Origin of the sequence: Pseudomonas sp. AL03 (genome assembly GCF_029960815.1) — a bacterium.
Taxonomy (GTDB): Bacteria; Pseudomonadota; Gammaproteobacteria; order Pseudomonadales; family Pseudomonadaceae; genus Aquipseudomonas.
Genome location: NZ_JASBRE010000010.1, coordinates 124,059 through 149,192, shown reverse-complemented (window position 1 = coordinate 149,192; position 25,134 = coordinate 124,059). Strand labels below are relative to the sequence as shown.

Sequence of the window (25,134 nt, the reverse complement as noted above, 5' to 3'; positions counted from 1 at the left end):
GATGCTTTTCGGTTACTCCGGCAACTCGGCCAAGCCATCCACATCGGTCATCGCCCGCTCCAGCAAGTCTGCCGGCAGGCTCTTGCTCGCCCGCGCGCCCAGCAACTTGAGCTGCTCGCTACGGCTGACCAGATTGCCGCGGCCTTCCGTCAGCTTATTGCGCGCAGAGCTGTAGGCCTTATCCAGTTGCTGTAAGCGATTGCCGACTTCATCCAGATCCTGGATGAACAACACGAACTTGTCGTACAGCCACCCGGCCCGCTCGGCGATTTCCCGGGCGTTCTGGCTTTGGCGCTCCTGCTTCCACAGGCTGTCGATGACGCGCAGGGTTGCCAGCAAAGTGGTCGGGCTGACAATCACGATGTTGCGGTCGAAGGCCTCCTGAAACAGCGTTGGCTCAGCCTGCAGTGCGGCGGAAAACGCCGCTTCGATCGGTACGAAGAGCAGGACGAAATCCAGGCTGTGCAAGCCATCGAGACGCTTGTAATCCTTGCCGGCCAGCCCTTTGACGTGATTACGCAGGGACAGCACATGCTGCTTGATCGCGATCTCGCCAATGGCATCGTCTTCGGCCGCGACGTATTGCTGATAGGCCGTGAGGCTGACTTTGGAGTCGACCACCACCTGCTTGTCGCCCGGCAGATAAATGATCACGTCCGGCTGGAAACGCTCACCGTCAGGGCCTTTGAGGTTGACCTGGGTCTGATACTCGCGCCCCTTTTCCAGGCCCGCGTGTTCAAGCACCCGCTCAAGAATCAGCTCACCCCAGTTGCCTTGGGTTTTCTGGCCTTTCAAGGCGCGGGTCAGGTTGGTGGCTTCGTCGCTCAGGCGCAAGTTCAGCTGTTGCAGCCGCTCCAGTTCCTTGGCCAGGGAAAAACGTTCGCGGGCTTCAGCCTGATAGCTTTCCTCGACGCGCTTTTCGAAGGACTGGATGCGTTCCTTCAACGGATCGAGCAACTGTCCGAGACGTTGCTGACTGGTTTCGGCAAAGCGCTGCTCGCGCTCGTCGAAGATCTTGCCGGCCAGTTCCGCGAACTGTGCTCGCAGTTCGTCTCGCGAGCCCTGCAGGTCGTTGAGGCGCTGCTGATGGCTTTCTTGCTGCTCACGCAGTTCGGCGTTGAGCGAGGCGGCCTGAGCGTCCAGACGGCGCAACTCGGCCTCTTTGCCGGCGCGCTCCAGATTCCAGGCGTGGGCGGCATCGCGGGCATCGTCACGTTCGATCTGCAGCAGTTCGACTTCACGGCGCACGGCGGCCAGGTCTGCTTGTTTGGCGGCATTGGCCTGGCCCAGATCACCGATTTCATCGCGACAGGCTTCGAGTTGGGCGTTCAATCCGTTCTGGGCCAGATGGGCCGTGGCCAGACGCTCTTCCAGCAGCGCAACCTCTGACTGCGTGGCGCTCGCTCGGCGTTGAAGTTGCCAGGCCAGTACCAATAACGGCAGCGCAGCGCCCGCCAGACCGAGCAATGCGCTGGTCAAGTCCATAGCCATAGCCACTCCTGCCAATTAAATAAAGCTTGAAGGTTAACCAAGGCGTCAGGTCTTGGACAGCTCAGTCTTCGATCAGACCAAGCGCCTGCTGGGCACGCCGATCCCCTCCCCGCGCGGCCTGACGCAAAAGGTCCTGGCCGATACGGCGATCCCGGGCATTCCCGCATTCACGACACATCAATTGACCGAGACGGCTTTGAGCGGACACGACCCCTTCACGGGCCGGTTGCTTTAGCAAACGTCCGGCGAAATGTTTGACGTGGGCGTTTTCGCCCAGACGCGGGCTGTCCAGCAACCACTCAGCCACACGCATCGAAAATCGTATGGGCGGAGTAACGCTGGGAGGTGTCGAGGCGGCAGCAACTGATACTGAACGAAACTTCATAAAGCACTGTGGGGCATGTCGGAAGGCGCGCCACTCTACTCTTTTTTTCTTACAGGTAAAGCCTAAAAAACCCTGCACGCCCGTCCTAGAGCAAGCGCTCGGGACAATCCACAGAAGCTGTGGATAACTCAGTGGACAACCGCCTTTGAACTCTCGCAAAGCCCTATGGAATGGGGCTCGCAGTCAAACTGACGATTTTTTCACCAGCAAAAAAAAGCGATGTTTTTCATTGACTTAAATTTCGGTTACAGGCACCCACTGCGTTTGAAGGGAAGATGACAGCGTCGTGACAACGTGTGTGACTTATGTGCACAAGTACCTTCGAGGCAGTTATATCGATGCGCTTTTTCGGCGCATTGGGTCGTTAGCCGTGGGGACAAACCTTGGCAAACCCGCGGTCCGGGCTGATGCCGACCCAATGAATCTCGACTACCAACGGTCGGAACTTGTGCTATTACAGGGCGCGTCTGCGGGTAATGACCTTTCCGAGCGCCAAGCCGGACGTTGAATGAGGGGCGTCAAAATAACTTTTTTCGCTAATTCACTTCCCTTCAGCTTTTCAATCCGTTAGTATCCGCGGCGTTAGTACCAAGCTGAAAGTCAATTCTGGTCGAACAAATCCTCCCGGTCAGCCTTCCCCTAGGAAGCCTCCACCGACAAAGCGGGATCGACCACCTCGATGGTTTCCAGGTAAACCTTGCGTCAACACAGCCTTTGAATCGAAAGCAAAGGGTGTTGCGAAGCTCACTTACTCTGACCGAACCAACCTGCAAATTGATCAGGATCTTCACCCCGGGCCCAGAACCTTTGCCCTTGATGTGTTGCCTGCCCTCCTAAGTACCTACCTGCCAGCCCAAGCGCGCCAATTTATCAGCGCTTCAAACTGGCTGCTTTGTTCCAGTCGGGTTCTTCGTTCGACCAATGGTGGTCGTCGTCACTGGAACGTTTTAACTTTGCACGGTTCTTATCCGTGTCGCTTGTAGGAACACCCAATGACTATGTCTACTCAAATCCACACCCAGGATGCCATCCGCACCCTGACCAACGCTTTTGCACCAATGAACTGCCTGATCATGGCGGCTCGCAAAGGCTGCTTCAGCTTCACCCTGGTCAACGAACACGGCATCGCTCGTCACAGCGAACGCCTGTACCCCGATCAATACTCCAGCGCCGAGCCGCTGCAGGCCGTGATCGATCGTACCCGTCAGGCACTGGTTGCCTGACACGTCAGAAAGGCTGAAAACCTCAAAAGCCCTGCTCAAAAAGCGGGGCTTTTTATTGCCCGAAATTTCTCTTTTCGCTGTCACCGCTTAAGCACTAACCGATATAAGGGTTATAACTCGAAGCCGGAAATATTGTAAAAACAGGCCTTTACGGCGCGAATATGACACTACACTTCAACTCAAGCGGATTGATCCGCTTCCGGCGAGCCTGAGTCGATTCACCCGCTGCCAACGCTCCTTTCAGGTCTCGCCGACCCTTTCATGTTTCGAGGGCTTTATGGGTATCGCTGCCAGCGAACTGTGCCGTTATGTGATCCGCCCGACGTTGATTTACCTCGGGCGTCATAGCGCAACTGCCGAATCCCTGCTGCTGGGCATCGCCGCCAGCCAGTCAGCCCTGGGTACTGCCCTGCATGACCGCCGTGGGCACGGCCTGTACCGAATCGCCGAACCCCGCCACCAGGCACTTTGGGACCACTACCTGGCACTGGACCCGGAACGCGCAAGCCTGGTTCGCGGTTTGGCCAGCCAACATGCTTTCCTGAGTGGTCCGCACCTCGAATTGACCGTCAACCTGCGTTATGCCACTGCCATCGCTTGGCTGCTGGTAGAAGAACAGAACACCCCGCTCCCCGAAGCAGGCGACCTGCTGGGAATGGCCCGCATCTGGCGCCAGACCTTCCAGCCTCAAGGACGCCTGAGAGACTTCACCTGCGCCTGGCAAACCTGTGTTTCACCGATGAATCAGGTCGCCTGCTGATCCGCTATTTCCACAAGATCGCGCAAATGCCGCGAACTTGGTCGGATTGTCCTACAAAACCGCTCTAAATCAAGCCATACAGCCTATAGCGCTGGGACGAAAATGTTGGTAATTTTCGCCCCGGTGATCACCAGGAGTTCTAATAATGAAAAAAGTCATGCTCAAAACCGCCCTTAGCGTCGCCGTTACCCTGGCATCCACCCAGATCTTTGCAAGTGGCTTCGCCATCAACGAACAAAGCATCAGCGGGATGGGTACAGGTTTTGCCGGGCGATCTTCATCTGCCGACGACGCAAGCACTATTTTTGGCAACCCTGCCGGCATGTCGCGTCTCAAGCGCGAACAAGTGACCGGCGGCGCTGCATTCCTCGACGCACACACCGATATCAGTGATGCCAGCTCCCGTCCGAACGGTGGCACCAACGACGGCGACATGGTTCCATTCATCGCCGTGCCGATGGGCTACTACGTCAAGCCAATCGACGAGCATTGGGCATTCGGTGTGGGCATGTACGCGCCATTCGGTCTGGTGACCGATTACGAGAACGGCTTTGCCGGCCGTTATTTTGGTAGCAAGAGCGAAGTCAAAATCGTCACCCTGCAACCAACCGTCAGCTACGCCTTCAACGACACGGTGTCTATCGGTTTCGGTCCGACCATCAACCGCATTGACGGCAAGCTGGAATCGAACGTGTCGCTGAACCCGCTTGCTGCGGACGGCACCGTCAAGATCAAGGGTGACGACACCGCACTGGGTTATAACGTCGGTATCCTGGTTCAAGCCACCGACAGCACTCGCGTCGGCCTGACCTACCACTCGAAAGTGAAGTACAAGCTCGAAGGTGACACCAAGGTCAACTACAACCTCCTCGGCGCCCTGGGTCAGAACCCAAGCCAGAAGTACGACGCGTCGCTGGACATCACCACGCCTGAGTCGGTCGACTTCTCGGTTACTCACCAGCTGGACGACCAATGGACTCTCTACGCAGGCAGCACCTGGACTCGCTGGAGCCGCCTGAAAGAAATCAGCGTTGAGAACAGTGGCGTTCCTGCTGCACTGAACAGCCGGTTTGGTACCATCACCGAAGAGCAGAACTGGCACGACACCTGGGCTCACGCCATTGGTGCTTCGTATAAGGTGAACAAGCAATGGGTCCTGCGTACCGGTTTGTCGGTTGACCAGGCTCCGACCAATAACGAAAACCGTTCCCCACGCATCCCGACTGGCGATCGCAAGATTTTCAGCCTGGGCGCTGGCTGGAGCCCGACCGACGACCTGACCATCGACGTTGCGTACTCGTACCTGGTCGAAGAGTCGGTCAAGGTCAACAACAGCAACGGCCGCCAGACCTACAGCGCCAAGTATGAAAACTCGGCGAACGGTTTCGGTGTCGGTGCGACCTACCGCTTCTGATGATTCCCGGCGAGCCTGAACCACTCGCCGCCTGAATAAAAAAAGCCCCGCTCTCTTGTACAGAGGCGGGGCTTTTTTACGGGTGTGGATCAGGGTTGCGAGGCCAGGGCTTTCTCCACCGCCTCGATGAACTCGGGATCGTCAGGCGTGGTCAGGCTGGAGAAATTGGCGATCACCTTACCCTTGCGATCGACCACATATTTGTAGAAGTTCCACTTCGGCGCAGTGCTCTGCTTGGCGATGATCTTGAACAAGTGAGTCGCGTCATCACCGCGGACTTTCTGCGGTTCAGTCATGGTGAACGTCACGCCGTAGTTCACGTAGCAGACCTTGGCAGTCTCTTCGCCATCCTTGGACTCTTGCTTGAAGTCGTTGGACGGAACGCCGATCACCTCCAGCCCCTGATCCTTGTAACGCTGATTCAGCGCCTCAAGGCTTTTGAACTGCGGGGCAAAACCACAGAAGCTTGCGGTATTGACCACCACCAGCGGTTTGCCGGCGAAGCGCTGGCACAGGTCGATGGATTCCTTGGCGCGCAGCTTGGGCAACGAGCCTTGCAAAAGGTCCGGGCACTCTGCCGCTTGAGCCCATCCACTAAACGCTACCAGTAACGCGGGTACTGCGAGCCAGCGCATTAGCATGTCGGTGCATCCTTGAGAAATCGTCAACAACGAAGTTACTCGCCCTCACCGCCTGCTAGCAAGCACCCATGCCCAGTTGCATCAACGCCAGCCCGCCCTGATGCCAGCCCCACCACGACAGGGCCAGCAGCAAGGCGCAGACAGCGACGACAGCGATCTGCGGCCAGAGGCTGTTCATAGCGCACTCATCTGTGTTTGCAGACGCGCCACCGGCCGCTCACGCACCGGCCAGTTCAGCGCTGCGGCGAACAGGCTCAAGAGAATCGCTACTTGCCAGATCAAGTCATAGCTCCCGGTTCGGTCGTACACCACCCCGCCCAACCAGCCGCCGAGGAACGATCCGAGCTGGTGAAACAGGAAAACAATCCCACCGAGCATGGACAGATTTCGCACGCCGAACAAGGTCGCGACGGTGCCGTTGGTCAAGGGCACGGTCGACAGCCACAGGAAACCCATTGCCATGCCGAACAGGTACGCGGTGGTCGTCGTGACTGGCGCCCACAGGAACAACCCAATCACCACTGCCCGCAGCAGGTACAGGCCGGTGAGCAAACGCGGCTTGGACATCCGCCCGCCGAGCCAGCCCGCCGTGTAGGTACCGAAAATATTGAACAGCCCGATCAACGCCAGCACCGTAGTGCCGACAGTCGCCGGGAGGTGCTGATCCACCAGATAAGCTGGTAAGTGCACGCCGATGAATACCACCTGGAAACCGCAGACAAAGAAGCCGAACGCCAGCAGCCAGAACCCCGAATGGGAACAGGCTTCGCGCAATGCTTCGGACAGCGTTTGTTCATGGCCGAACACCGGTAGCGGCTTGTCCTTGAGCATGCTCACCAGCGGCACGATCAGCGCCACCAACAGACCCAACACCAGTAACGCAGCGGACCAGCCGAGCCAGCCGATCAACCCCAGCGTACCGGGCAACATGGCGAACTGGCCGAAAGAACCGGCGGCGCTGGCAATGCCCATGCCCATGCTGCGTTTCTCTGGCGGCACCGCGCGGCCGACCACGCCAAGGATCACTGAGAACGAAGTGCCCGACAGGCCAATACCGATCAACAAGCCGGCACTCAGGGACAAAGTCACGGCCGAATCCGACAGGCCCATGAACACCAGACCCAACGCATACAGGACACCGCCGACCAGCACCACTTTCGCGGCGCCAAAGCGGTCGGCCAGCGCGCCAGTGAAGGGCTGCGCCAGGCCCCAGATCAGGTTTTGCAAGGCAATGGCGAAGGCAAACGTCTCACGCCCCCAGCCGAACTCGGCACTCATCGGCGCCAGAAACAGCCCGAAGCCGTGCCGTACGCCCAAGGACAACGCGAGAATCAGCGCACTCCCCAACAGAACCCAACCGCACGTACGCCACATCGATGTCATTCTTATTCTCCGGTAGCGGGTATATACCCGCTTAAGATCGGAAAAACCAGCATCACGCCAGTTCGTCCAGCAGTCGTAGCAAGGTTTCACGTTTCTCGGCACCCAAGCGATCAATCAACCGCTGTTGCGCCGCTTCCCAGGCCGGCAAGGCCGCTGCCAGCCGTTCAACACCGGCCTCGGTGAGCATGACGATGCGGTTACGCATGTCTTCGCCCTCAACCAGCATCAGCAGGCCTTCGCCTTCCAGCACCCGTAGATTGCGCCCCAAGGTGCTGCGATCCAGCCCCATGGCCTCGGCCAACGTGGAAATACTCGGCTTATCCAGACGCTGCAAATTACACAGCAGAGAATACTGGGCAACGTTGATCCCGAAGCCGTCGAGAGCGCCGTCGTAGTGCCTGCTGACGCCACGGGCGGCGCGACGCAGGTTGATGCATAAACATTGGGAGTCGAGCATGGTGCGTGTATATACCCGCGGTTGAGTTAAATCAAGTGACATGATGTGGGAAGTTCAGCAGATCGCCAATCCCACCAGCACCGCGACTTCGAGAATTTCCAGCAACGCCCCCGCCGTATCGCCCGTCGTGCCGCCCAATCGGCGCAGCATCACCTGTCGCAACCAGACAAACACCAACGCCGCCAACGCCACTGCCAACACGCCGCTGAGCCCGGCGATCAAAACACACGCCAACGCACTGACCGCCAACACCTGCTTGCCCGCCAAACGTGGCAGATGATCGGCCAGCGCTTGCCCCAACCCGCCGGCACGCACATAAGGCGTGGTCAGGAATAACCCCAGCATCGCGCTGCGCCCGATCATCGGAACGATAATCAGGACAACGGCGTGTTGCTGCTCGATCAATGCCAGCAACGCGGCGAACTTGAGCAGCAACACCAGCACCAGCGTCACGACTGCAATCGGGCCGCTGCGCGGGTCCTTCATGATCGTCAACGTGCGTTCGCGATCACCGAACCCACCGAGCCACGCATCGGCGCTATCGGCCAGGCCGTCGAGGTGCAAGGCACCACTGAGCAACACCCAAACGCTCAGCAACAGCGCTGCATGGAGCAACAACGGGGTGTCGAGTAACAGCCAGTTGAGCGCCCACAAAATCCCGCCAAACAACAGGCCGATCAGCGGATAAAACAGCAGCGACCGTCCCGATTCCTGTGGCGTCGGCATGCTCGGCAGACGAACCGGCAAACTGCTCAAAAATTGCAGGGCGATCCAGAACGGCAACATGGTCAGGTCGCTTCCCTTAACAACACGCCGGATTCGACCGACAGCGAAAACAACGCACCATGCCCGACTTCGACGTTGAGTAACTGCTCACGAGGCAAACCCCGCGCCTGCGCCAGCAACAAACGCATGACCCCGCCGTGACTGATCAGCAACACCCGCTCGCCGGCGTAGGCGGCATGCAAACGCTCAACGGCCGCCAACACCCGCGTCGAAAAATCCACGACCCGCTCACCTTGAGGTGGCGTAAACGCATAAGGGTCGGCCCAGAACACTCCCAACGCCTCGGCATCGGTGTCCATCAGCGCCGCGGCGCTCTGCCCTTCCCAGGCGCCGAAGTGCAGCTCCTGCACGTCTTTATCCAACTGCACTGGCAAACCCAGTTGCGCGCCGAGTTCTTGTGCAAATCGCGCACAACGCTGCAACGGCGAGCTGACCAAACGATCCCATGGCCCCTGCTCGATCACCGCTGCGCGCATCTGCGCCCAGCCCTTGTCGGTCAGCGCATCGTCGAGGCTGCCGCGCAAGCCGCCGCCGAGTTCGGTTTCGCCGTGGCGCAACAGGTCCAGGCGCAAGGTCATGCCGGACGGTCCGCCACGGCGGCCTCGGCGAAGGTCGCCATCTGCCCGTGAAGGTCGCACGCCAGACGCAGCAACGGCACGGCCAACGCAGCGCCACTGCCCTCGCCCAGACGCAGGCCGAGGTCCAGCAGCGGTTCGGCATTCAGGGTTTCCAGTACATGACGATGACCCGGCTCGGCGCCGCGATGACCAAACAACAGCCACTGACGGCATTCAGGATTCAATCGCACCGCCACCAATGCCGCGACGCTGCAAATGAAACCGTCCACCAGCACCGCGACGCCTTCCTGGGCACACGCCAGATACGCGCCGACCAGCGCAGCGATTTCAAAACCGCCGAGGTTGAACAGGGTTCGCAGCGCATCGCCACGCTGAGCGCTGTGCAGTGCCAAAGCGCGCTCGATAACCTGGACTTTATGACTGACACCCGCCGCGTTCAAACCCGTGCCCGGCCCGGCCAGATGCACCACCGGGCAATCGAGCAAGGCACAGGCCAACGCGCTGGCCGCAGTGGTATTGCCGATGCCCATCTCGCCACCGATAAACAACTGCGCACCCGCCGCGATGGCACGCTGCACGCTGTCGCGGCCAGCCTGCAAAGCGAGTTCGCCTTGAGCCGGCGTCATGGCCGACCCTTCGACGAAATTCGCTGTGCCCGGGCCGATGTTCAAGTGACGCACACCCGGCAAATTCAACGACGGCGTAATCGTGCCGAGGTCGACCACTTCCAGGGAGGCCCCGAGTTGCCGCGCCAACACGCTGATCGCCGCCCCACCGCTGACAAAGTTGTGCAGCATCTGCCCGGTGACTTCCTGAGGAAATGCCGACACCCCTTCCGCGACCACGCCGTGGTCACCGGCAAAAATCGCGATCCACAGCTGATCCAGTCTCGGCTTGACCTGCCCCTGTAACCCGGCCAATTGCACGGTCACCGACTCAAGCCGACCGAGGGAGCCGGCAGGCTTGGTCAGTTGCTGTTGACGGGCCTGCGCCTGCTCGACCGCTTGAACATCGATCGGCTTGCAGGGGTTCAGCCACCAGGATTGAGTCATAACGCAGTTCCTTTCAAAGTCAGGGGCAGGCCGGCGACGGTCAGGACAACTCGCTCACAGCGCTCGGCCAACGCTTGATGCAGCCAACCGGCTTCATCGACATAGCGGCGGGTCAATTCGCCCAGCGGCACGACACCCATGCCGGTCTCGTTGCTGACAAAAATGATTTCACCCGGCAGCGACGCCAGGCAGTCCAGCAACGCATCACGTTCGGCCGACAGACGCTCGGTGTCGTCGAGCATCAGCAGATTGGTCATCCACAACGTCAGGCAATCCACCAGCAGGCACCGATCGGCGCTCGCGGTTTCGCGCAGGACGCGGGCGAGCGCCACGGGCTCTTCGATCAACGCCCATTCGGCCGGACGACGGGCGCGGTGATGGGCGACCCGCTCGTTCATTTCACCGTCGAGCGGTTGACTGGTGGCGATGTAAGTCACGGCCAGAGCGCTGTCGGAGGCGAGTTTTTCGGCCAGGCGACTTTTGCCGGAACGGGCGCCGCCGAGGATCAGTTGCAGCATGGTTCATTCCTTCAAATTGGCGGTGTGGCGACGGGCCTCATCGCGGGCAAGCCTCGCTCCTACAAGGACCCCACCGTACCTGTAGAAGCGAGGCTTGCCCGCGAAGGCGTCCTCAAAACACCTCAAAACCCACAGAGCTGACGCAGCAGCGAGGTATCCAGATGCTTCTCCACCAGATCCGCCAGCCGCTCGATATCGCGCTCACGCAACGCGTGATAATCCACGTCCTGCACCGCCTGCAAACCTGCCCAGCGCAACAGCGCACTGCACGCTGCAGGCGATTCAAACAGCCCATGCAGATAGGTGCCGAAAATCTGCCCGTCCTCGCTTTGCGCACCGTCGCAGCGACCGTCGTCCAGTTGCACCGCGGCGTTTTCCAACGCCGGCCCGGTGGTCACGCCGGCATGAATTTCATAGCCGCTGACCGGCGCGTCTTCCAGCACCAGACGCCCGCGCACATTGCGCAGTTGCTTCTCTTCTTCTAGCTGGGTTTCGAACGCCAGCAAACCCAGACCGGCGCTGGAACCCGGTGCGCCTTCGAGGCCCAGCGGATCGTGTACCTGTTCACCGAGCATTTGCAGACCACCGCAAATGCCCAGCACTTTGCCGCCATAACGCAGATGACGACTGATCGCCGTGTCCCAGCCATTGGCCCGCAGATACGCGAGGTCGCTGCGCACGCTTTTAGAGCCAGGGAGAATCATCAGGTCGGCCGGTGGAATCGCCTGGCCGGGGCCGATGAATTGCAGATCCACCTGCGGGTGCAAGCGCAGCGGATCAAAGTCGGTGTGGTTGCTGATGCGCGGCAGTACCGGCACCAGCACTTTCAGCACCTGGTCGGCCTTGTCGGTCTGGCGCTGGTCGATGCCGTCCTCGGCTTCCAGGTGCAGGTCCATCACGTAAGGCAGCACGCCGATCACCGGTTTGCCGGTGCGCGCTTCCAGCCAGTCGAGACCCGGTTGCAGCAACGCAATGTCGCCGCGAAAACGGTTGATGATGAAACCTTTGACCCGCGCCTGCTCGCTGGGCGACAACAGTTCCAGGGTGCCCACCAGATGGGCGAAAACCCCGCCGCGATTGATGTCGGCGATCAGCACCACCGGGCAATCCACCGCCTCGGCAAAGCCCATGTTGGCGATGTCGCCCGCGCGCAGATTGATCTCGGCCGGCGAGCCCGCGCCTTCGACCATGACCACCGGATACGCCGCGCTCAGCCGTTCATGGGAGGCCAGCACCGCTTGCATGGCGATGGTTTTGTAGTCGTGATAGGCAACGGCGTTCATTGTCGTGACCGCACGACCATGGATGATCACTTGGGCGCCGGTATCGCTGTTGGGTTTGAGCAGCACCGGATTCATGTCGGTGTGCGGCTCAAGGTTGGCCGCCTGAGCCTGCACCGCTTGCGCGCGACCGATCTCGCCACCGTCGGCGGTCACGGCACTGTTGAGCGCCATGTTCTGCGGTTTGAATGGCACCACGCTCACGCCCTGACGCGTGACCCAGCGGCACAACGCCGTCACCAGCGTGCTTTTACCGGCGTCGGACGTGGTGCCTTGCACCATTAATGTGGCGCCTTGCACCATTAATGTGGCGCCTTGCACCTTCAACGTAGTCATTGGGTTTCCCTAGCGTAGGCTTCGAACGCTTGCGCGAGACGTGTCCAGTCGGCTTCATCGGCGGGCAAACCGAAACGCAGGCTGCTGTTGTGCGTGAACAACCGCAGCAGAATGCCGCGCCGGGCCATGAACTCATGCAGTGCTTCGGCGCGGGCGGTGATCAGCCATTGAAACAAGGCGCAGCCGCCCTGGGGTTTGAAGCCGTGGTGTTCAAGCAGCAGCGCCAGACGCTCACTGGCCTCTTCAGCACGAACCCGTTGCCGGGCATGCCCTTCGGTATCCAGCAGACAGGCTTGACCCAGCACCCGCGTCGGCCCGCTGACCGCCCACGGTCCCACTTGCTCGGCCAGCAATTTGAGCAACTTGCGCTCCGCCAGCACGAAACCCAGGCGCACACCGGCCAGACCGAAAAACTTGCCGAAGGAACGCAACACGATCAACCCGACCTGATGGGCAAAAGGTGCCAGGCTCAGCGGCGGCGTGTTGTCCATGAACGCCTCGTCCACCACCAGCCAGCCACCGCGCTGGGCCAGCCGCGAGTGCCAGTCCAGCAGCCGACTCGGTGTCAGGCTCAGGCCCGTAGGATTGTTCGGATTGACCACCACCAGCACGTCGAGGCTGTCGAGGTAGAAGTCGACTTCCTGCTCCAGCACTTCACGCACGATGTAGCCATTGCGTCGCCACGCTTCGGCGTGTTCGGCGTAACACGGCGAGAGCACGCCAACCTTGCCCGCCCGGCGTAAACGCGGCAGCAACTGGATCGCCATTTGCGAACCGGCCACGGGCAACACCTGAGCGGCACCGTAATAATCACAGGCCGCCTGCTCCAGACCGTCATCGGTTTCCGGCAAACGTGCCCAGGCCCGCAACGGGATCTGCGGCACCGGAAACGGCCAGGGCGCCAGGCCGCTGGACAGGTCGAGCCAATCGGCTTCGGCGATGCCGTAGTCGAGCGCCGCCTTGCGTAACCGACCACCGTGCTCAAGCATAGAATTCAGCCCCCACGCAGAGGATCAGCAACCATAACCATACCCCGCGCTGGACCAATTGCCAGCCACGGTCGATGGAGTCGGCGTCCGCCGGCACGCCTTCGCCCAGTTGTGGACGCTGATGCAATTCACCGTGATAAATCGCCGCCCCGCCCAACTCGACGCCGAGCGCACCGGCACCGGCCGCCATCACCGGGCCAGCATTCGGGCTGTCCCAGGTCGGGCCTTGGGTGCGCCAGCATCTCAACGCCAGTCGGGTTTTGCCCAGCAGCGCGTAGGTCAGCGCCACCAGGCGTGCAGGAATGTAGTTGAGGACGTCGTCGATCTTTGCCGCCGCCCAGCCGAAACGTTCGAAGCGTTCGTTGCGGTAACCCCACATCGCATCGAGGGTGTTGCTCAAACGGTAGAGCACCACACCGGGCGCGCCGGCCACGGCAAACCAGAACAACGCGGCAAACACCGCGTCGCTGCCGTTCTCCAGCACCGATTCGGTGGCGGCGCGGGCGACTTCGGTTTTATCCAGTTCGCGGGTCTGGCGACTCACCAGATAACCCACGCGCTTGCGCGCCTCGTCCAGATCATCGCTGCGCAGGGCCTTGGCCACCGGCTCGACGTGTTCACCGAGGCTGCGCAGGCCGAGGGCGCAGTACAGCGCCAGAATCTCGACCAGCCAACCGACATAAGGCGCCCAGGAAAACGCCGTGGCCAGCAACGTCAGCGGCAACACCGCGATCACCCAGGCAGTGACGCCATGACTGCGCCAGCCGCGACCGCCGGAGTTGAAACGTTGCTCGATGCGATCGGCAAAACGGCCGAACGCCACCAGCGGATGCCAGCGTTTGGGTTCACCCAGCAGCGCATCCAGCGCAACCGCGGCGACACTCAACAACGCCACACTCATTGACTCACTCCCCAATAGTTTTCATACAGCATCTCACTGAGCGGACGCGCCTGCGCCCAGCCTTCGAGTACCAGCATCGGCGCTGGATAGAACGCCTTGACCGGCCCCAGGCAAAGCACGGCCAAGGGCTTGGCGCCGGCCGGCAAACCCAGCAGGTCCGCCAGGGCTTGCGGCTCGAACAGCGACACCCAGCCCATGCCCAGCCCTTCGGCGCGGGAGGCCAGCCAGAGGTTCTGGATCGCGCAGGACAACGAGGCCATGTCCATTTCCGGCAAAGTGCGACGGCCGAAAATATGGCGCTCACGATCGTCCATCAGCGCGGCGACCAGCACCTCGGCGCAGTCGTTGATGCCTTCGACTTTCAGCTTCATGAATTCGTCGGTGCGCTCGCCAAGGGCTTCGGCGGTGCGGATGCGTTCTTCTTCCACCAGTAACTGGATCTTGCCGCGCAGGGCTCGATCGCTGATGCGGATGAACCGCCAGGGCTGCATCAGGCCGACACTCGGTGCCTGATGCGCAGCTTCGAGCAGGCGCCGCAGTAACGCGGGCTCGACCGTGCCGCCGCTGAAATGGCGCATGTCGCGGCGTTCGCCGATGGCTCGGTAGACCGCTGCGCGTTCGGCTTCGGAGAAGGCGTTGTCAGTCATGGCCGCTTCGCGGGCAAGCCCGCTCCCACAGGGTTTTGGTCAGGCGCAAATAGCGCGGCAACCGCCGATGGATTGGACGGGAAATAGAAGTGCACATAAGAGGCGGTCATCCGCCCCTGACGATAAACCGCCTCCGCCCCGCGCCCGCCGTTAGGGCTCAAGCCCCGGGCAATCGGCTCCAACTCGGTGCTGGTCAACGAGTGGTGATAGGTGTGGCCGCGTAATAAGCCTTCGGGCAACTCGACCGCCTGCAACGCCAACGCAGCCAGACGCTTTTGCATCACCGCGTCCCCTGCCAGCAGGCCGACTAATTCCGCGCGAGTGCCCTCGACATCGGTCAACGAATCAAGCAAATAAAGCATGCCGCCACATTCGGCCAACAACGGTTTACCCGCCGCATGGTGAGCTCGGATTGCGCTCAGCATTGTGGTGTTCTGTGACAGCGCCACATGGTGCAATTCGGGATAACCGCCAGGCAGATAGAGGCTGTCCGCTTCCGGCAATTGCGCGTCACGGATCGGCGAGAAAAACAGCAATTCGGCGCCCATGGCGCGCAGCAGATCCAGGCTTGCGCCGTAGGTGAAGGCAAACGCTTCATCTCGGGCCACGGCAATTCGCACACCGGCCAGCAACGGCTCGGCAGCGATCACATCAGGGGCTGCGAATTCCACCGCCGGTGGCAGCTCGACCTCGCAACTGCTGGCCAGTGCATCGGCCGCTGCATCGAGGCGCAGATCGAGATCGTTCAACTCACTGGCCTGAACCAGCCCGAGGTGTCGACTCGGCAATTCGATCCCGGTTTCCCGGGACAAGGCGCCGTACCAGCGCAAGCCTTCGGTCAGGCTGCCTTCGAGCAATTGCGCATGACGCAAGGTGCCGACGCGGTTGGCGAGCACACCGGCAAACGGCAAATCCGGCTGATAACGCGCCAGCCCCAACGCCAGTGCGCCAAAGGTCTGGGCCATGGCGGTGCCGTCGATCACACCCAGCACCGGCACACCGAAATGCCGCGCCAGATCAGCGCTGGACGGCGTACCGTCAAACAGCCCCATGACGCCTTCGATGAGGATCAGGTCGGCTTCGCCGGCGGCTTCCCACAACAGACGACGACTTTCCTGCTCGCCGACCATCCACATGTCCAGTTGATACACCGGCGCACCGCTGGCGCGCTCGAGAATCATCGGGTCGAGAAAGTCCGGGCCGCACTTGAACACGCGAACCTTGCGCCCCTGATTGCGATGCAAACGGGCCAGCGCGGCGGTGACGGTGGTCTTGCCCTGACCGGAGGCCGGCGCGGCAATCAGCACCGCCGGGCAGTGACGACTGATTTTCATAAAGTAGTATTCACAGCTCGACGCCTTTTTGCGCTTTGATCCCGGCCTGGAACGCATGTTTGATCACGCCCATTTCGGTGACCGTGTCGGCCAGTTCGATCATCTCCGGCTTGGCGCCGCGACCGGTGACCACCACATGCTGCATCGGCGGACGCGCCTGCAAATCGCTGAGCACCTGATCCAGATCGAGGTAACCGTGCTTGAGCGCAATGTTCAACTCATCCAGCACCACCAGGCCAATCGACGGATCACGCAGCAATTCGCGGGACACCGCCCAGGCGGCTTCAGCAGCGGCGATATCACGCTGGCGATCCTGGGTTTCCCAGGTGAAGCCCTCGCCCATCACATGAAAACGCACCTGTTCCGGGAAGCGCCGGAAAAACAGTTCTTCGCCGGTGCTGTTGCGCCCCTTGATGAACTGCACCACGCCACACTGCATGCCGTGGCCCATGGACCGGGCGAGCATGCCGAAGGCCGAACTGCTTTTGCCTTTGCCGTTGCCGGTCAGCACCAGCAGCAGGCCGCATTCATTCGGGGAGTTGGCGATGCGTTCGTCGATCACGGCTTTTTTGCGCAGCATGCGCGCCAGATGACGTTCGTCACGATCGGGGGTATCAGTCATGGGGGAGCTCTCCGTTGAGGCTGGATAACGGCGGGCAGGCACAAGAATAGACGGCAAAAAGCCTGGCATCGCCCACCGTGATGCCGCTGGATGGATCAGGCCGGTCTCCGGGCTCATGAGCGGCGATTCGCCTGACTGCGCGCCTTCCCATGTCGACAGTCGACACAGTGGCTCAAGGCGCAGCCTTCACTTATTTACCGTTGCGGGGGCAGCGCCGGGATCGTGATCATTCTTCACTTGAAGAGATTCACTCACCGGCTTCCCTGTTTCACTCTGTCGACCGCAGTCACAGAGCACCTGAAACAAGCCGCGAAGGTTAGAGGGTTGGGGATGGAGCGTCAATTGAAGACGGGTGGCCTGCGAGCGAATAACTGCCGTCGATCAATTATCTGACGCCAATCTTGTGCCACACTTCCAGCAGTGATATCAAAGAGCCACACTCTCACAACACAATAACAAAGGTGAGCCACATGCAAGGCATGATCATCAGCAATCCGAAGCTGGAATTCCTGCGCCCGGTGCTGGAACGCTGGTTTGACTGTATCGACCGCTACAACGCCGTGCGCGGCGATAACGACACGCCTTACTGGTTCGACGAAAAAGCCAACCTGAGCCTGCTGTCCGCCGCTGCGTGGATGGCGGAAATGGTGACGCTGCAGCAAACACCGACCCGTAAACAGACCGAAGAAGGCGAACGCAATGGCCGCGCCGATCTGTTTATCGCGACCCGCGAAGAACGCGCTTACCTTCAGGCGACCCAGCGCTGGCCACGCGTGAACAGCCTGAACCTGACTCAAGCATTGCAGGACATCACCAGCGACGCCAAGCGCATCAGCTACGCCAGCGACCTGAAACTCGGCTGCCTGTTCGTTGCGCCACAAAAGGCCCAACAAAGCGCTACCCCGGAAGAACTCCAGGACATGGTCGACGACCTGCAAAAGGAACACACCTGCGCGGTGGCCTGGTATTTCCCCTACGCCTATCGCAAGTTGCGCAACGAAACCGGCAACTATCACCCCGGCATTGCCGTGCTGCTCAAGGAAGCCCGCGGCTGAACGGTTGAACCATCGCGCACCTGCGCTTCTCTATTGATTAGGTCAATGCATTCATAGGGAAGATCAGCATGCGCAAGCCTCAGCTCGCTCTCGTCATCGTGCTCGCCGGAGGGCTTGCCGCCTGTGGTGAAACCTCCAGGCTGCAAATCTCCGACGGCACCGGCCCCTCGCCCAAGCTGCCAGAACCAAACAAAACCCTGATCCCGACGGTGAACATCGCCCCGGCGATCGGCTGGCCGGTCGGCGCGAAACCCATCGCCGCGACAGGAACTCAAGTGGCAGCCTTTGCTGAAGGTCTCGATCACCCGCGCTGGCTCTACGTGTTGCCCAACGGCGACGTGCTGGTCGCCGAAACCAATGCACCGCCCAAACCCGATGACGGCAAAGGCATTCGTGGCTGGGTCATGGGCAAAGTCATGGGCCGTGCGGGCGCCAAAGTACCGAGCCCGAACCGCATCACGCTGCTGCGGGACAAGGATCACGACGGCATTGCCGAAACCCGCACTGTGTTTTTGGAAAAGCTCAACTCGCCCTTCGGCATGACCCTGGTCGGCAATGACCTGTACGTCGCCGATACGGACCGCTTGCTGCGCTTCCACTATGAAAACGGCGAGACGGCGATCAAGTCACAGCCGATGAAGGTGATCGACCTGCCAGGCGGTACGCTCAATCACCACTGGACCAAAAACGTCATCGCCAGCAAGGACGGCAGCAAGTTGTACGTCACGGTGGGCTCCAACAGCAACGTCGCCGAAAACGGCATGGACAAGGAAGAAGGTCGCGCGGCGATCTGGGAAGTGGATCGCACCACCGGCAACCATCGGATCTTCGCCTCGGGAATTCGTAATCCAAACGGCCTGGCCTGGGAACCTCGGAGCGGCGCACTGTGGACGGCGGTCAACGAGCGCGACGAAATCGGCAGCGACCTGGTGCCGGACTACATCACTTCAGTGAAAGACGGCGGGTTCTACGGCTGGCCTTACAGTTATTACGGCCAGCACGTCGACATTCGCGTCGAGCCGCAAAACCCCGACCTCGTGGCCAAGGCCATTGCTCCGGACTACGCGGTCGGCCCGCATACCGCATCGCTGGGCCTGACGTTCGCTGAAGGCAACACGCTGCCGGCGCAATTCAAGGAAGGCGCATTCGTCGGCCAGCATGGCTCGTGGAATCGTAAACCGCACAGTGGCTACAAAGTGATTTTCGTACCGTTCAGCGCAGGGAAACCGGTCGGGCAGCCGGTTGATGTGCTCACCGGCTTCCTCAATGACGAGGAAAAAGCCATGGGCCGTCCGGTAGGCGTGGTGATTGATCAGCAGGGTGATTTGTTGGTGGCGGATGACGTGGGGAACAAGGTGTGGCGCGTGTCGGCGGCCAAGTAAGCGCTTAGCGCTTGCGGCACAGGGTCAATCCATCGCCCAACGGCAACAATGACAGATCCACACGCGAGTCATCTTTCAAGGCGCGATTGAGTGCCTGGATGGCTCGGGTGTCTTCGCTCTCGGGATTGTCCTCAAGCACCCGTCCGCTCCACAGCGTGTTATCAAACACCGCCAGACCGCCGACACGCAGCAGACGCAGGGCGTGCTCCAGATAGCGTGGATAGTTGGCTTTGTCGGCATCAATGAAGATCAGGTCGAACGGCTCTTGTTGATCCAGCTGAGCCAGGGTTTCCAGCGCAGGTGCCAAGCGTAGGTCTATTCGTCCGGTTAACCCCGCCTCCTGCCAGTAACGGCGTGCGGTGGCATTGTAGTCGCCAGGAATGTCGCAGCAGATCAGCGAGCCGTCATCCGGTAATGCAGCCGCCATGCACAAGGCGCTGTAACCGGTGAAGGTGCCGACCTCCAGCAGACGCTTGGCGCCGGTGAGTTTCACCAGTAGCGCAAGAAACTGACCCTGCTCCGGCGCCACTTGCCAGCGCGCCATGGACAGCGCCTGGGTTTCGTCACGCAGACGCTTGAGCAGCGCCGTTTCGCGCAGGGAAACATCGAGCAGGTATCGATACAGGGAATCGTCGAGATTGAGTGTGCGAGCGGTCATGACAACCTCTGCCATTTAGGGGTTGCGTGCCAAGTGCTCCGGTTGCAAGACGCGCTTGGCACTCAGATAGGCTTTCTGCCAGTAAGCTTTGGACAAGCTGTCGAGCTTCACCGTGCCGCCGGTGGCGGGCGCATGGACGAAGCGACCTTCGCCGACGTAGATCCCGGCGTGGCTGACCTGGGAGCCGCCATTGGTGGCGAAGAAGATCAGGTCACCAGTTTGCAGACCTTCCTTGCCCACACTGGCCGCCTGCATGCTGATCATCTCGCGGGTGGTACGCGGCAGGGAAATGCCGGCGACGTCATGGTAGACGTAACCGATCAGCCCGCTGCAATCGAAACCCGAAGCCGGCGTGTTGCCACCCCAACGGTACGGGGTGCCCACCAGGCCGAGCGCGCGGAACAACACGTCTTCTGCCTCAGGGGAGAATGCTTGGGAGGAACCGAAAACAATGGGCGCGCGAACCACCGGCGCAGGAGGCGGTGTACGGCTGGCGCAGGCGCTGAGCAGCGCTGCGAAGAACATGATTGCGAGGCGGGCCGACGTCGACATAGGCAGAACATCCTGATCTGGCTGCGGCTTTTTCTGCCGGGAGGACAGAAAAGAAAACCGCCTGCGCAGGACGCAGGCGGTTTGCCATCAATAATAGATCAGGATTCTAGCGGCTACGCGGCAAACTTCAAGTAAGACTTTAAGTTCACCTTACAAAAAGTCCGCTTACTTGCGAGCCGTGACGATACTCGGGGCTGCAGTTGGCGCCATCGCCAGTGCGCGCTTGGCTTCGATGAAGGTCTTGCTCCAGTAGCTGTCGCCCAGGCTATCGATCCGGACACCACCGCTGCGACGGCTGCTGGAATGGATGAACTGGTTGTCACCCAGGTAGATCCCGGCGTGACTGACGCGGCCGCGACGGCCATTGGTGGCGAAAAACAGCAAGTCGCCAGGCTTCAGTTTGCTGCGCGAAACCAACGGAGCGTCCACGTTGATCATTTCGCGAGTGGAGCGTGGCAAGTTCAGGCCGGCTTCTTCACGAAACAGGTAACCGATGAAGCCACTGCAATCAAAGCCGGCTTCGGAGGTGCCGCCGAAACGGTAACGGGTACCGATCAGGGACATGCCGCGTTCGAGGATGCTGTCGGCCAGAACCGGAAGCTGGTAAGACTTGCCGCCAGAGAAGTCTGCCAATTCTTTTTCGGTGGCCGCCTCTTCCTGCTCAAGCGCTTGCTGATAAAGAACGGAAGATTGAGCGGTACCAGAATTTTTAGCCTGCTGTTGCTGCGCTTGCTGGGACACTGGAGAGTGAGCAGCGCAACCGAACAACAGGGTGACGAGTGCGAGGGGCACGAGGGGTGCAAAGCGACTTAGCATGGGCACGACCGTGTCTGATTCTAAAGAAGGCGAGACTATGCCCACTATCAATCTCATTTGCAAATTCAATCGATCTTGATGTGACTTATCGGTTTCTCGTTTACATCTAAGCGCTTAAGCCCGTTTTAGACGTTCGCGCAGCCTGCAACCCTGTAGGAATGCGGAATTCTTGACGCCTGAAATATGCCGCAACCCGCGACAGGCTTGGGTTTTACCAGCCTAACGTTTCTTTCAGAAAGGGGATCGTCAGCTTGCGCTGAGCTTGAAGGGAGGCCTGATCGAGGCGTTCAAGCAGCTCGAAAAGCGCGCTCATGCTGCGGGTACCGCGGGTCAAAATGAAATGCCCGACTTCATCGGTCAAATGCAGACCGCGACGCGATGCGCGCAGTTGCAAGGCACGCAATTTGTCTTCGTCGGAGAGCGGACGCATTTGAAAGATCAACGCCAACGTCAGACGGGATTTGAGGTCCGCCAGCTTCACCGGCAGTTCGCGCGGGGATGTCGAAGCGGCGATCAGCAGGCGTCGACCGCTGTCACGCAGACGATTGAACAGATGGAACAGCGCCTCCTCCCAATCCGCTCGACCGGCTACCGCCTGCAAATCATCCAGGCAGACCAGCTCGTACTGTTCGAGGTTGTCGAGGATGGCAATGCCACGATCAAGCAGCTCGGCCAACGGCAAATACACCGCCGGCTCCCCCAGTTGTTCGAAGCGCAGGCAGGCCGCCTGCAACAAGTGCGTACGCCCTACCCCGTCCTTGCCCCAGAGATAAATCAGGCTTTCGGTCCAGCCGGCGTCGGCTTCGCATAGCCGCTCGACATAGCCAAGTGCAGCGGCATTGGCGCCTGGATAGTAATTGATAAAGGTAGCGTCATCACGCAGACGCACACCTAGGGGCAGCTGAATCGGTTTCATGCTGACTGAACAGTTCCAAAGGAACCGTTAGTGGCCTCTGTGTAAAGTTTGCGAAGTTTATACCCGTGAAGCTGGCCGCACAATGCGACAGACCACAAGCAAAATCAAAGGTTTGCGTTAACACACTGGTTTTATGACAGTTTCTTTGCCGGCGCATGTGACAGCCGCGCGAGGGATTCGGGTCAACCTGGCGATGAACCAGGCTGGCCGCGACGGGTGATCAGAGCCCCTTAAAGCTTATGCTGTTCACTTAAGGTTGGGGTACATATCCGTTTCTGCGGTCACGGCGGCTTATGGTTCCGCTTTTACAGCGGGTCACTTGGAAAAGCGGAACCATAGGCGGTCGTGACCGCAGCAACGGATATGTACACGATCAACAAAAGCCAGGTCGGCCGCCTCGCTTTTGCGCTTGATCCACCGCCCCCTCGCTACGCATGTGTGTGCCTGGAAACATCGAGCTTAAGAACAGCATTACCCTTAAAGCTCGGGCTCATCAACACCGCTGTACATACCAGAATCTTTATACAAATCATGCACGTGGCGCACCAACACCATGATCACCGCCGCCACCGGCAGCGCCAGCAGCACACCGGTAAAACCGAACAGCTCACCCCCTGCCAGAATCGCAAAGATCACCGCCACCGGGTGCAGACCAATCCGGTCTCCCACCAGTAATGGCGTCAGCACCATGCCTTCCAACGCCTGCCCGACCATGAACACCGCGACGATACCGATCATGGGATACAGATCCCCACCGAACTGGAACAACCCGGCTATCAAGGCCGCGCCAATTCCGATGACAAACCCCATGTACGGCACGATTGCCGCCAGACCGGCAATCAACCCGATCAACAGCCCCAATTCCAGCCCCACCAGCATCAGGCCCGCCGCGTAGATGACGCCCAACGCCACCATCACCAGCAACTGACCGCGCACGAACGCACCCAGCACTTCATGGCATTCACCCGCCAGGATCACAACGCGCTCTTCGCGATCACGGGGCAGCAGGCTGCGGACCTTGGCCATCATCAGGTCCCAGTCCCGCAGAAGATAGAAGGCCACCACCGGGATCAGCACCAGATTCGCCAGCAAGCCAATCAATACAAGGCCGGAAGCCGTTGCCTGACTCAGCACCACACCGACAATGTCGGTGGTCTGGCCCATGTGCTCGCTGATCGCAGCCTTGAGCTTGTCGAATTTCCAGAAGCCATCCGACAACCCGAACTTCGATTGCGCCCACGGCAGCGCGGTGTTCTGCAACCAATCGAGCATCTGCGGCGCCAGTTCGTACAAGCGAAACAGCTGCTTGGCGAGCATCGGCACCAACACCAGCAGCAACGTCGTGAAGATCAAGGTAATCAGCGCAAACACCGCTACCACGCCCCAGGTGCGAGACAGCCCGGCCTTCTCCAGCCGATCCACCAATGGATCGAACAGATAAGCCAACAGCAGCGCCACCAGGAACGGCGTCAGGATCGGATGCAACAGCCAGACAAACGCGCAGAGCAGGATTATCCCGCCCAACCAGAACCAACGCCGCGTATCGGCCATGTACAACTCCCTATGCATCTATATAAAGAAAGAAAACCGTTACCAACGGAATCGCAACTGCGGCACAGGTGCCGGAGTGGGCGCTACTACTGGCGCCGAACCCTCGGCCGGCTGAACCGGTGCGGCTGGCGCCGGCGCTTCACCGGCCGGAACCTCCTGCAACTTCGCCAGTGACAATTGCGCCTTCAACTGTTCGGCGCTGCCATTGACCCGATAGAGAATCCGGTCGCCGTCGACACTTTGCAGACGCGCACCAAACGGCTCCAGCAAGCGCCCAAGCGCCGCGTAACGCTCCAGATTCATGCCCTGCACTTCGAGCAATTGTTCGCCCGAAGCACCTGGCTTAACCACAAACCGAGGCGCCAGCCGTTGACTGACCGCCAGCATCACCGCATCAGCCACAGCAGCCTGATCCGCGCCCTGAACACTGCCCGCCTCCTTCTTGTCGCCCAGCCACAACTGCCACTTGGCCTGCCACTGGCCGCCCTCTTCACGGGCATGTACCGCGAGCAACGCGTCAGCGTTGTAACGCTCCGATGCCCCGCGCAGTGGCGTCGCGTCCGCACCTTCCAGATTCGGTGCAGTGGCGACAATTTGTTCATTCAGATCGGCCAGCGGCAGGCGCAGCGGCAGACCACGGTGTTGCGCCGCTCGACGCAGCGGTGCAGCGCTGGCCTGGCCATCGCCCACCAGACTCGAACCCTCAGCGGAATCGTTCAACCACCAGCTGAGGATCGATGGCCGGTTCGCCCCCCACAGAGACAGCCCGGCACGGCGCAACGCTTGCTCGGTGCTGGCCGGGTCGAAATCGACCTTCAGCACTTCCGGTGGACCAGCGTCAAAGCCGTACTGACTGATGATCTGCTGCGGGTCCTTGCGCAGTGCCGCCAACCCCGGGCTTTGCGCAGCCTTGGGATCACCGGTCAGACGCAACACCAACGTATCCAACGCTTGCTGGGTCGCCTGATCGCGCACCTCTGGGCTTTGACTACTGACAGGCTGACGCACCTGATACAGATTTTTGACGGTCTCGGCATGACTCGCCAGGCTGACCAAAGACAAACAGCCCGCAAACAAATATTCAGAAAAAAAACGCATGGAGGATTCCTGACGACAAGAGCGGCTGGAACAGGCCGCGTGAACCAGATTGAGCAAGGCTGTGACCACGCCCCCAAGCAAAACATTCACCCGACCCCGGTAAGTTTTTGCACTGTCATAACGATAGACGGTTAATAGCGATACCTTATACAGCCATGAAGGAGGTGACCAACACGGGCAATAGAGGTTTTTTTAAGCCGATATGCCCCTGCCGTCGGCGTGAGGATGGCCGCTGCCCCTCAAGCCTGATAAAATCGCGCGCCTTCGCAGACCGGCAACAGCCGGGCACCCTGAAATTCGCGAATGGCA

27 protein-coding genes and 1 riboswitch are annotated in these 25,134 nt (G+C 60.3%); of the genes, 5 read left to right on the top strand and 22 right to left on the bottom strand.

The window, feature by feature from the left end; genetic code table 11:
* Positions 1-12: 12 nt before the first annotated feature.
* Together rmuC and QK293_RS12525 are read right to left on the bottom strand one after the other, a co-directional pair.
* Positions 13-1,377, bottom strand: a complete 1,365-nt coding sequence (gene rmuC / locus QK293_RS12530; RefSeq protein ID WP_282377610.1) for a DNA recombination protein RmuC — start codon at positions 1,375-1,377, stop codon at positions 13-15.
* Between the two features lie 175 nt (positions 1,378-1,552).
* Positions 1,553-1,876, bottom strand: a complete 324-nt coding sequence (locus QK293_RS12525) for a sel1 repeat family protein (RefSeq protein ID WP_282377591.1) — start codon at positions 1,874-1,876, stop codon at positions 1,553-1,555.
* A 998-nt stretch (positions 1,877-2,874) separates the two neighbouring features.
* Here QK293_RS12525 and QK293_RS12520 point away from each other — a divergent pair.
* The 3 genes from QK293_RS12520 to QK293_RS12510 all read left to right on the top strand — a co-directional run bounded on the left by QK293_RS12520 (position 2,875) and on the right by QK293_RS12510 (position 5,273).
* Positions 2,875-3,099, top strand: coding sequence for a hypothetical protein (locus QK293_RS12520; RefSeq protein ID WP_003214941.1), 225 nt, complete (start codon positions 2,875-2,877; stop codon positions 3,097-3,099).
* A gap of 277 nt (positions 3,100-3,376) precedes the next feature.
* Positions 3,377-3,859 carry a hypothetical protein gene (locus tag QK293_RS12515; RefSeq protein WP_282377590.1) on the top strand — a complete coding sequence of 161 codons (483 nt, stop codon included), beginning with the start codon at positions 3,377-3,379 and terminating at the stop codon, positions 3,857-3,859.
* Between the two features lie 145 nt (positions 3,860-4,004).
* Complete coding sequence (locus tag QK293_RS12510) at positions 4,005-5,273, top strand: outer membrane protein transport protein (protein ID WP_282377589.1); 1,269 nt, start codon at positions 4,005-4,007, stop codon at positions 5,271-5,273.
* Positions 5,274-5,362: 89 nt separating this feature from the next.
* On the opposite strand, the gene QK293_RS12505 is transcribed toward QK293_RS12510, so the two are convergent.
* The 14 genes from QK293_RS12505 to cobO form a co-directional block, all read right to left on the bottom strand.
* Positions 5,363-5,914 carry a glutathione peroxidase gene (locus QK293_RS12505; protein WP_282377588.1) on the bottom strand — a complete coding sequence of 184 codons (552 nt, stop codon included), beginning with the start codon at positions 5,912-5,914 and terminating at the stop codon, positions 5,363-5,365.
* Between the two features lie 55 nt (positions 5,915-5,969).
* Positions 5,970-6,092 carry a hypothetical protein gene (locus tag QK293_RS12500; RefSeq protein ID WP_282377587.1) on the bottom strand — a complete coding sequence of 41 codons (123 nt, stop codon included), beginning with the start codon at positions 6,090-6,092 and terminating at the stop codon, positions 5,970-5,972.
* On the bottom strand, positions 6,089-7,297 hold the full coding sequence (locus QK293_RS12495) for an MFS transporter (protein WP_282377586.1): 1,209 nt from the start codon (positions 7,295-7,297) through the stop codon (positions 6,089-6,091). The genes QK293_RS12500 and QK293_RS12495 overlap by 4 nt, the downstream gene beginning before the upstream one ends.
* 52 nt (positions 7,298-7,349) lie before the next feature.
* The gene (locus QK293_RS12490) at positions 7,350-7,754 is read right to left on the bottom strand and encodes a MarR family winged helix-turn-helix transcriptional regulator (protein WP_282377585.1); all 405 of its coding nucleotides are present in this window, start codon (positions 7,752-7,754) and stop codon (positions 7,350-7,352) included.
* A gap of 54 nt (positions 7,755-7,808) precedes the next feature.
* On the bottom strand, positions 7,809-8,540 hold the full coding sequence (locus QK293_RS12485; protein ID WP_282377584.1) for an adenosylcobinamide-GDP ribazoletransferase: 732 nt from the start codon (positions 8,538-8,540) through the stop codon (positions 7,809-7,811).
* Between the two features lie 2 nt (positions 8,541-8,542).
* Complete coding sequence (cobC, locus tag QK293_RS12480) at positions 8,543-9,118, bottom strand: alpha-ribazole phosphatase family protein (RefSeq protein ID WP_282377583.1); 576 nt, start codon at positions 9,116-9,118, stop codon at positions 8,543-8,545.
* Positions 9,115-10,170 (bottom strand): nicotinate-nucleotide--dimethylbenzimidazole phosphoribosyltransferase, encoded by a 1,056-nt coding sequence (gene cobT, locus QK293_RS12475; protein WP_282377582.1) that lies wholly within the window; start codon positions 10,168-10,170, stop codon positions 9,115-9,117. The genes cobC and cobT overlap by 4 nt, the downstream gene beginning before the upstream one ends.
* Positions 10,167-10,688 carry a bifunctional adenosylcobinamide kinase/adenosylcobinamide-phosphate guanylyltransferase gene (gene cobU, locus QK293_RS12470; protein ID WP_282377581.1) on the bottom strand — a complete coding sequence of 174 codons (522 nt, stop codon included), beginning with the start codon at positions 10,686-10,688 and terminating at the stop codon, positions 10,167-10,169. The genes cobT and cobU overlap by 4 nt, the downstream gene beginning before the upstream one ends.
* A 122-nt stretch (positions 10,689-10,810) precedes the next feature.
* Complete coding sequence (locus QK293_RS12465) at positions 10,811-12,304, bottom strand: cobyric acid synthase (RefSeq protein ID WP_282377580.1); 1,494 nt, start codon at positions 12,302-12,304, stop codon at positions 10,811-10,813.
* Positions 12,301-13,293 (bottom strand): threonine-phosphate decarboxylase CobD, encoded by a 993-nt coding sequence (gene cobD / locus QK293_RS12460; protein WP_282377579.1) that lies wholly within the window; start codon positions 13,291-13,293, stop codon positions 12,301-12,303. Before cobD ends, QK293_RS12465 begins: the two co-directional genes overlap by 4 nt.
* Positions 13,286-14,194 (bottom strand): adenosylcobinamide-phosphate synthase CbiB, encoded by a 909-nt coding sequence (cbiB, locus tag QK293_RS12455; protein ID WP_282377578.1) that lies wholly within the window; start codon positions 14,192-14,194, stop codon positions 13,286-13,288. The genes cobD and cbiB overlap by 8 nt, the downstream gene beginning before the upstream one ends.
* The gene (bluB, locus tag QK293_RS12450; protein ID WP_282377577.1) at positions 14,191-14,841 is read right to left on the bottom strand and encodes a 5,6-dimethylbenzimidazole synthase; all 651 of its coding nucleotides are present in this window, start codon (positions 14,839-14,841) and stop codon (positions 14,191-14,193) included. Before bluB ends, cbiB begins: the two co-directional genes overlap by 4 nt.
* Positions 14,838-16,175 (bottom strand): cobyrinate a,c-diamide synthase, encoded by a 1,338-nt coding sequence (locus tag QK293_RS12445; protein ID WP_282377576.1) that lies wholly within the window; start codon positions 16,173-16,175, stop codon positions 14,838-14,840. Before QK293_RS12445 ends, bluB begins: the two co-directional genes overlap by 4 nt.
* Before the next feature lie 10 nt (positions 16,176-16,185).
* Complete coding sequence (gene cobO / locus QK293_RS12440) at positions 16,186-16,797, bottom strand: cob(I)yrinic acid a,c-diamide adenosyltransferase (RefSeq protein ID WP_074874701.1); 612 nt, start codon at positions 16,795-16,797, stop codon at positions 16,186-16,188.
* Between the two features lie 80 nt (positions 16,798-16,877).
* Positions 16,878-17,113: riboswitch (cobalamin riboswitch) on the bottom strand.
* Positions 17,114-17,267: 154 nt separating this feature from the next.
* Here cobO and QK293_RS12435 point away from each other — a divergent pair.
* Both QK293_RS12435 and QK293_RS12430 read left to right on the top strand, forming a co-directional pair.
* On the top strand, positions 17,268-17,852 hold the full coding sequence (locus tag QK293_RS12435) for a hypothetical protein (protein ID WP_282377575.1): 585 nt from the start codon (positions 17,268-17,270) through the stop codon (positions 17,850-17,852).
* 68 nt (positions 17,853-17,920) lie between these two features.
* Positions 17,921-19,234 carry a sorbosone dehydrogenase family protein gene (locus QK293_RS12430; protein ID WP_282377574.1) on the top strand — a complete coding sequence of 438 codons (1,314 nt, stop codon included), beginning with the start codon at positions 17,921-17,923 and terminating at the stop codon, positions 19,232-19,234.
* A gap of 4 nt (positions 19,235-19,238) precedes the next feature.
* Here QK293_RS12430 and QK293_RS12425 read toward each other — a convergent pair whose 3' ends face one another.
* The 6 genes from QK293_RS12425 to QK293_RS12400 form a co-directional block, all read right to left on the bottom strand.
* Positions 19,239-19,892, bottom strand: coding sequence for a class I SAM-dependent methyltransferase (locus tag QK293_RS12425; RefSeq protein ID WP_282377573.1), 654 nt, complete (start codon positions 19,890-19,892; stop codon positions 19,239-19,241).
* Between the two features lie 15 nt (positions 19,893-19,907).
* Complete coding sequence (locus QK293_RS12420) at positions 19,908-20,444, bottom strand: C40 family peptidase (protein WP_282377572.1); 537 nt, start codon at positions 20,442-20,444, stop codon at positions 19,908-19,910.
* Positions 20,445-20,609: 165 nt separating this feature from the next.
* Positions 20,610-21,260 carry an NlpC/P60 family protein gene (locus tag QK293_RS12415; RefSeq protein ID WP_282377571.1) on the bottom strand — a complete coding sequence of 217 codons (651 nt, stop codon included), beginning with the start codon at positions 21,258-21,260 and terminating at the stop codon, positions 20,610-20,612.
* Positions 21,261-21,471: 211 nt separating this feature from the next.
* A complete protein-coding gene (gene hda, locus QK293_RS12410; protein ID WP_008148645.1) occupies positions 21,472-22,176 on the bottom strand; it encodes a DnaA regulatory inactivator Hda in 705 nt (234 codons plus the stop codon).
* A 477-nt stretch (positions 22,177-22,653) separates the two neighbouring features.
* Entirely contained in the window at positions 22,654-23,727 is a 1,074-nt protein-coding gene (locus tag QK293_RS12405; RefSeq protein WP_282377570.1) for an AI-2E family transporter, read from the bottom strand.
* A 39-nt stretch (positions 23,728-23,766) separates the two neighbouring features.
* Positions 23,767-24,825 carry a DUF2066 domain-containing protein gene (locus QK293_RS12400; RefSeq protein ID WP_282377569.1) on the bottom strand — a complete coding sequence of 353 codons (1,059 nt, stop codon included), beginning with the start codon at positions 24,823-24,825 and terminating at the stop codon, positions 23,767-23,769.
* Between the last annotated feature and the right edge of the window lie 309 nt (positions 24,826-25,134).

Bases quoted from the DNA above. Each gene is read 5' to 3' on its own strand.
- cobU (WP_282377581.1), bottom strand. From the start codon at position 10,688: ATGCTGCAACTGATCCTCGGCGGCGCCCGTTCCGGCAAAAGTCGCCTG.
- QK293_RS12445 (WP_282377576.1), bottom strand. From the start codon at position 16,175: ATGAAAATCAGTCGTCACTGCCCGGCGGTGCTGATTGCCGCGCCGGCC.
- cobD (WP_282377579.1), bottom strand. From the start codon at position 13,293: ATGCTTGAGCACGGTGGTCGGTTACGCAAGGCGGCGCTCGACTACGGC.
- QK293_RS12505 (WP_282377588.1), bottom strand. From the start codon at position 5,914: ATGCTAATGCGCTGGCTCGCAGTACCCGCGTTACTGGTAGCGTTTAGT.
- hda (WP_008148645.1), bottom strand. From the start codon at position 22,176: ATGAAACCGATTCAGCTGCCCCTAGGTGTGCGTCTGCGTGATGACGCT.
- cobC (WP_282377583.1), bottom strand. From the start codon at position 9,118: ATGACCTTGCGCCTGGACCTGTTGCGCCACGGCGAAACCGAACTCGGC.
- QK293_RS12495 (WP_282377586.1), bottom strand. From the start codon at position 7,297: ATGACATCGATGTGGCGTACGTGCGGTTGGGTTCTGTTGGGGAGTGCG.
- QK293_RS12510 (WP_282377589.1), top strand. From the start codon at position 4,005: ATGAAAAAAGTCATGCTCAAAACCGCCCTTAGCGTCGCCGTTACCCTG.
- QK293_RS12420 (WP_282377572.1), bottom strand. From the start codon at position 20,444: ATGTCGACGTCGGCCCGCCTCGCAATCATGTTCTTCGCAGCGCTGCTC.
- QK293_RS12515 (WP_282377590.1), top strand. From the start codon at position 3,377: ATGGGTATCGCTGCCAGCGAACTGTGCCGTTATGTGATCCGCCCGACG.
- bluB (WP_282377577.1), bottom strand. From the start codon at position 14,841: ATGACTGACAACGCCTTCTCCGAAGCCGAACGCGCAGCGGTCTACCGA.
- QK293_RS12400 (WP_282377569.1), bottom strand. From the start codon at position 24,825: ATGCGTTTTTTTTCTGAATATTTGTTTGCGGGCTGTTTGTCTTTGGTC.
- QK293_RS12425 (WP_282377573.1), bottom strand. From the start codon at position 19,892: ATGACCGCTCGCACACTCAATCTCGACGATTCCCTGTATCGATACCTG.
- QK293_RS12525 (WP_282377591.1), bottom strand. From the start codon at position 1,876: ATGAAGTTTCGTTCAGTATCAGTTGCTGCCGCCTCGACACCTCCCAGC.
- cobT (WP_282377582.1), bottom strand. From the start codon at position 10,170: ATGACTCAATCCTGGTGGCTGAACCCCTGCAAGCCGATCGATGTTCAA.
- QK293_RS12415 (WP_282377571.1), bottom strand. From the start codon at position 21,260: ATGCTAAGTCGCTTTGCACCCCTCGTGCCCCTCGCACTCGTCACCCTG.
- QK293_RS12490 (WP_282377585.1), bottom strand. From the start codon at position 7,754: ATGCTCGACTCCCAATGTTTATGCATCAACCTGCGTCGCGCCGCCCGT.
- QK293_RS12465 (WP_282377580.1), bottom strand. From the start codon at position 12,304: ATGACTACGTTGAAGGTGCAAGGCGCCACATTAATGGTGCAAGGCGCC.
- cobO (WP_074874701.1), bottom strand. From the start codon at position 16,797: ATGACTGATACCCCCGATCGTGACGAACGTCATCTGGCGCGCATGCTG.
- cbiB (WP_282377578.1), bottom strand. From the start codon at position 14,194: ATGAGTGTGGCGTTGTTGAGTGTCGCCGCGGTTGCGCTGGATGCGCTG.
- QK293_RS12405 (WP_282377570.1), bottom strand. From the start codon at position 23,727: ATGGCCGATACGCGGCGTTGGTTCTGGTTGGGCGGGATAATCCTGCTC.
- QK293_RS12500 (WP_282377587.1), bottom strand. From the start codon at position 6,092: ATGAACAGCCTCTGGCCGCAGATCGCTGTCGTCGCTGTCTGCGCCTTG.
- QK293_RS12430 (WP_282377574.1), top strand. From the start codon at position 17,921: ATGCGCAAGCCTCAGCTCGCTCTCGTCATCGTGCTCGCCGGAGGGCTT.
- QK293_RS12485 (WP_282377584.1), bottom strand. From the start codon at position 8,540: ATGTTGCCGTTCTGGATCGCCCTGCAATTTTTGAGCAGTTTGCCGGTT.
- QK293_RS12520 (WP_003214941.1), top strand. From the start codon at position 2,875: ATGTCTACTCAAATCCACACCCAGGATGCCATCCGCACCCTGACCAAC.
- QK293_RS12435 (WP_282377575.1), top strand. From the start codon at position 17,268: ATGCAAGGCATGATCATCAGCAATCCGAAGCTGGAATTCCTGCGCCCG.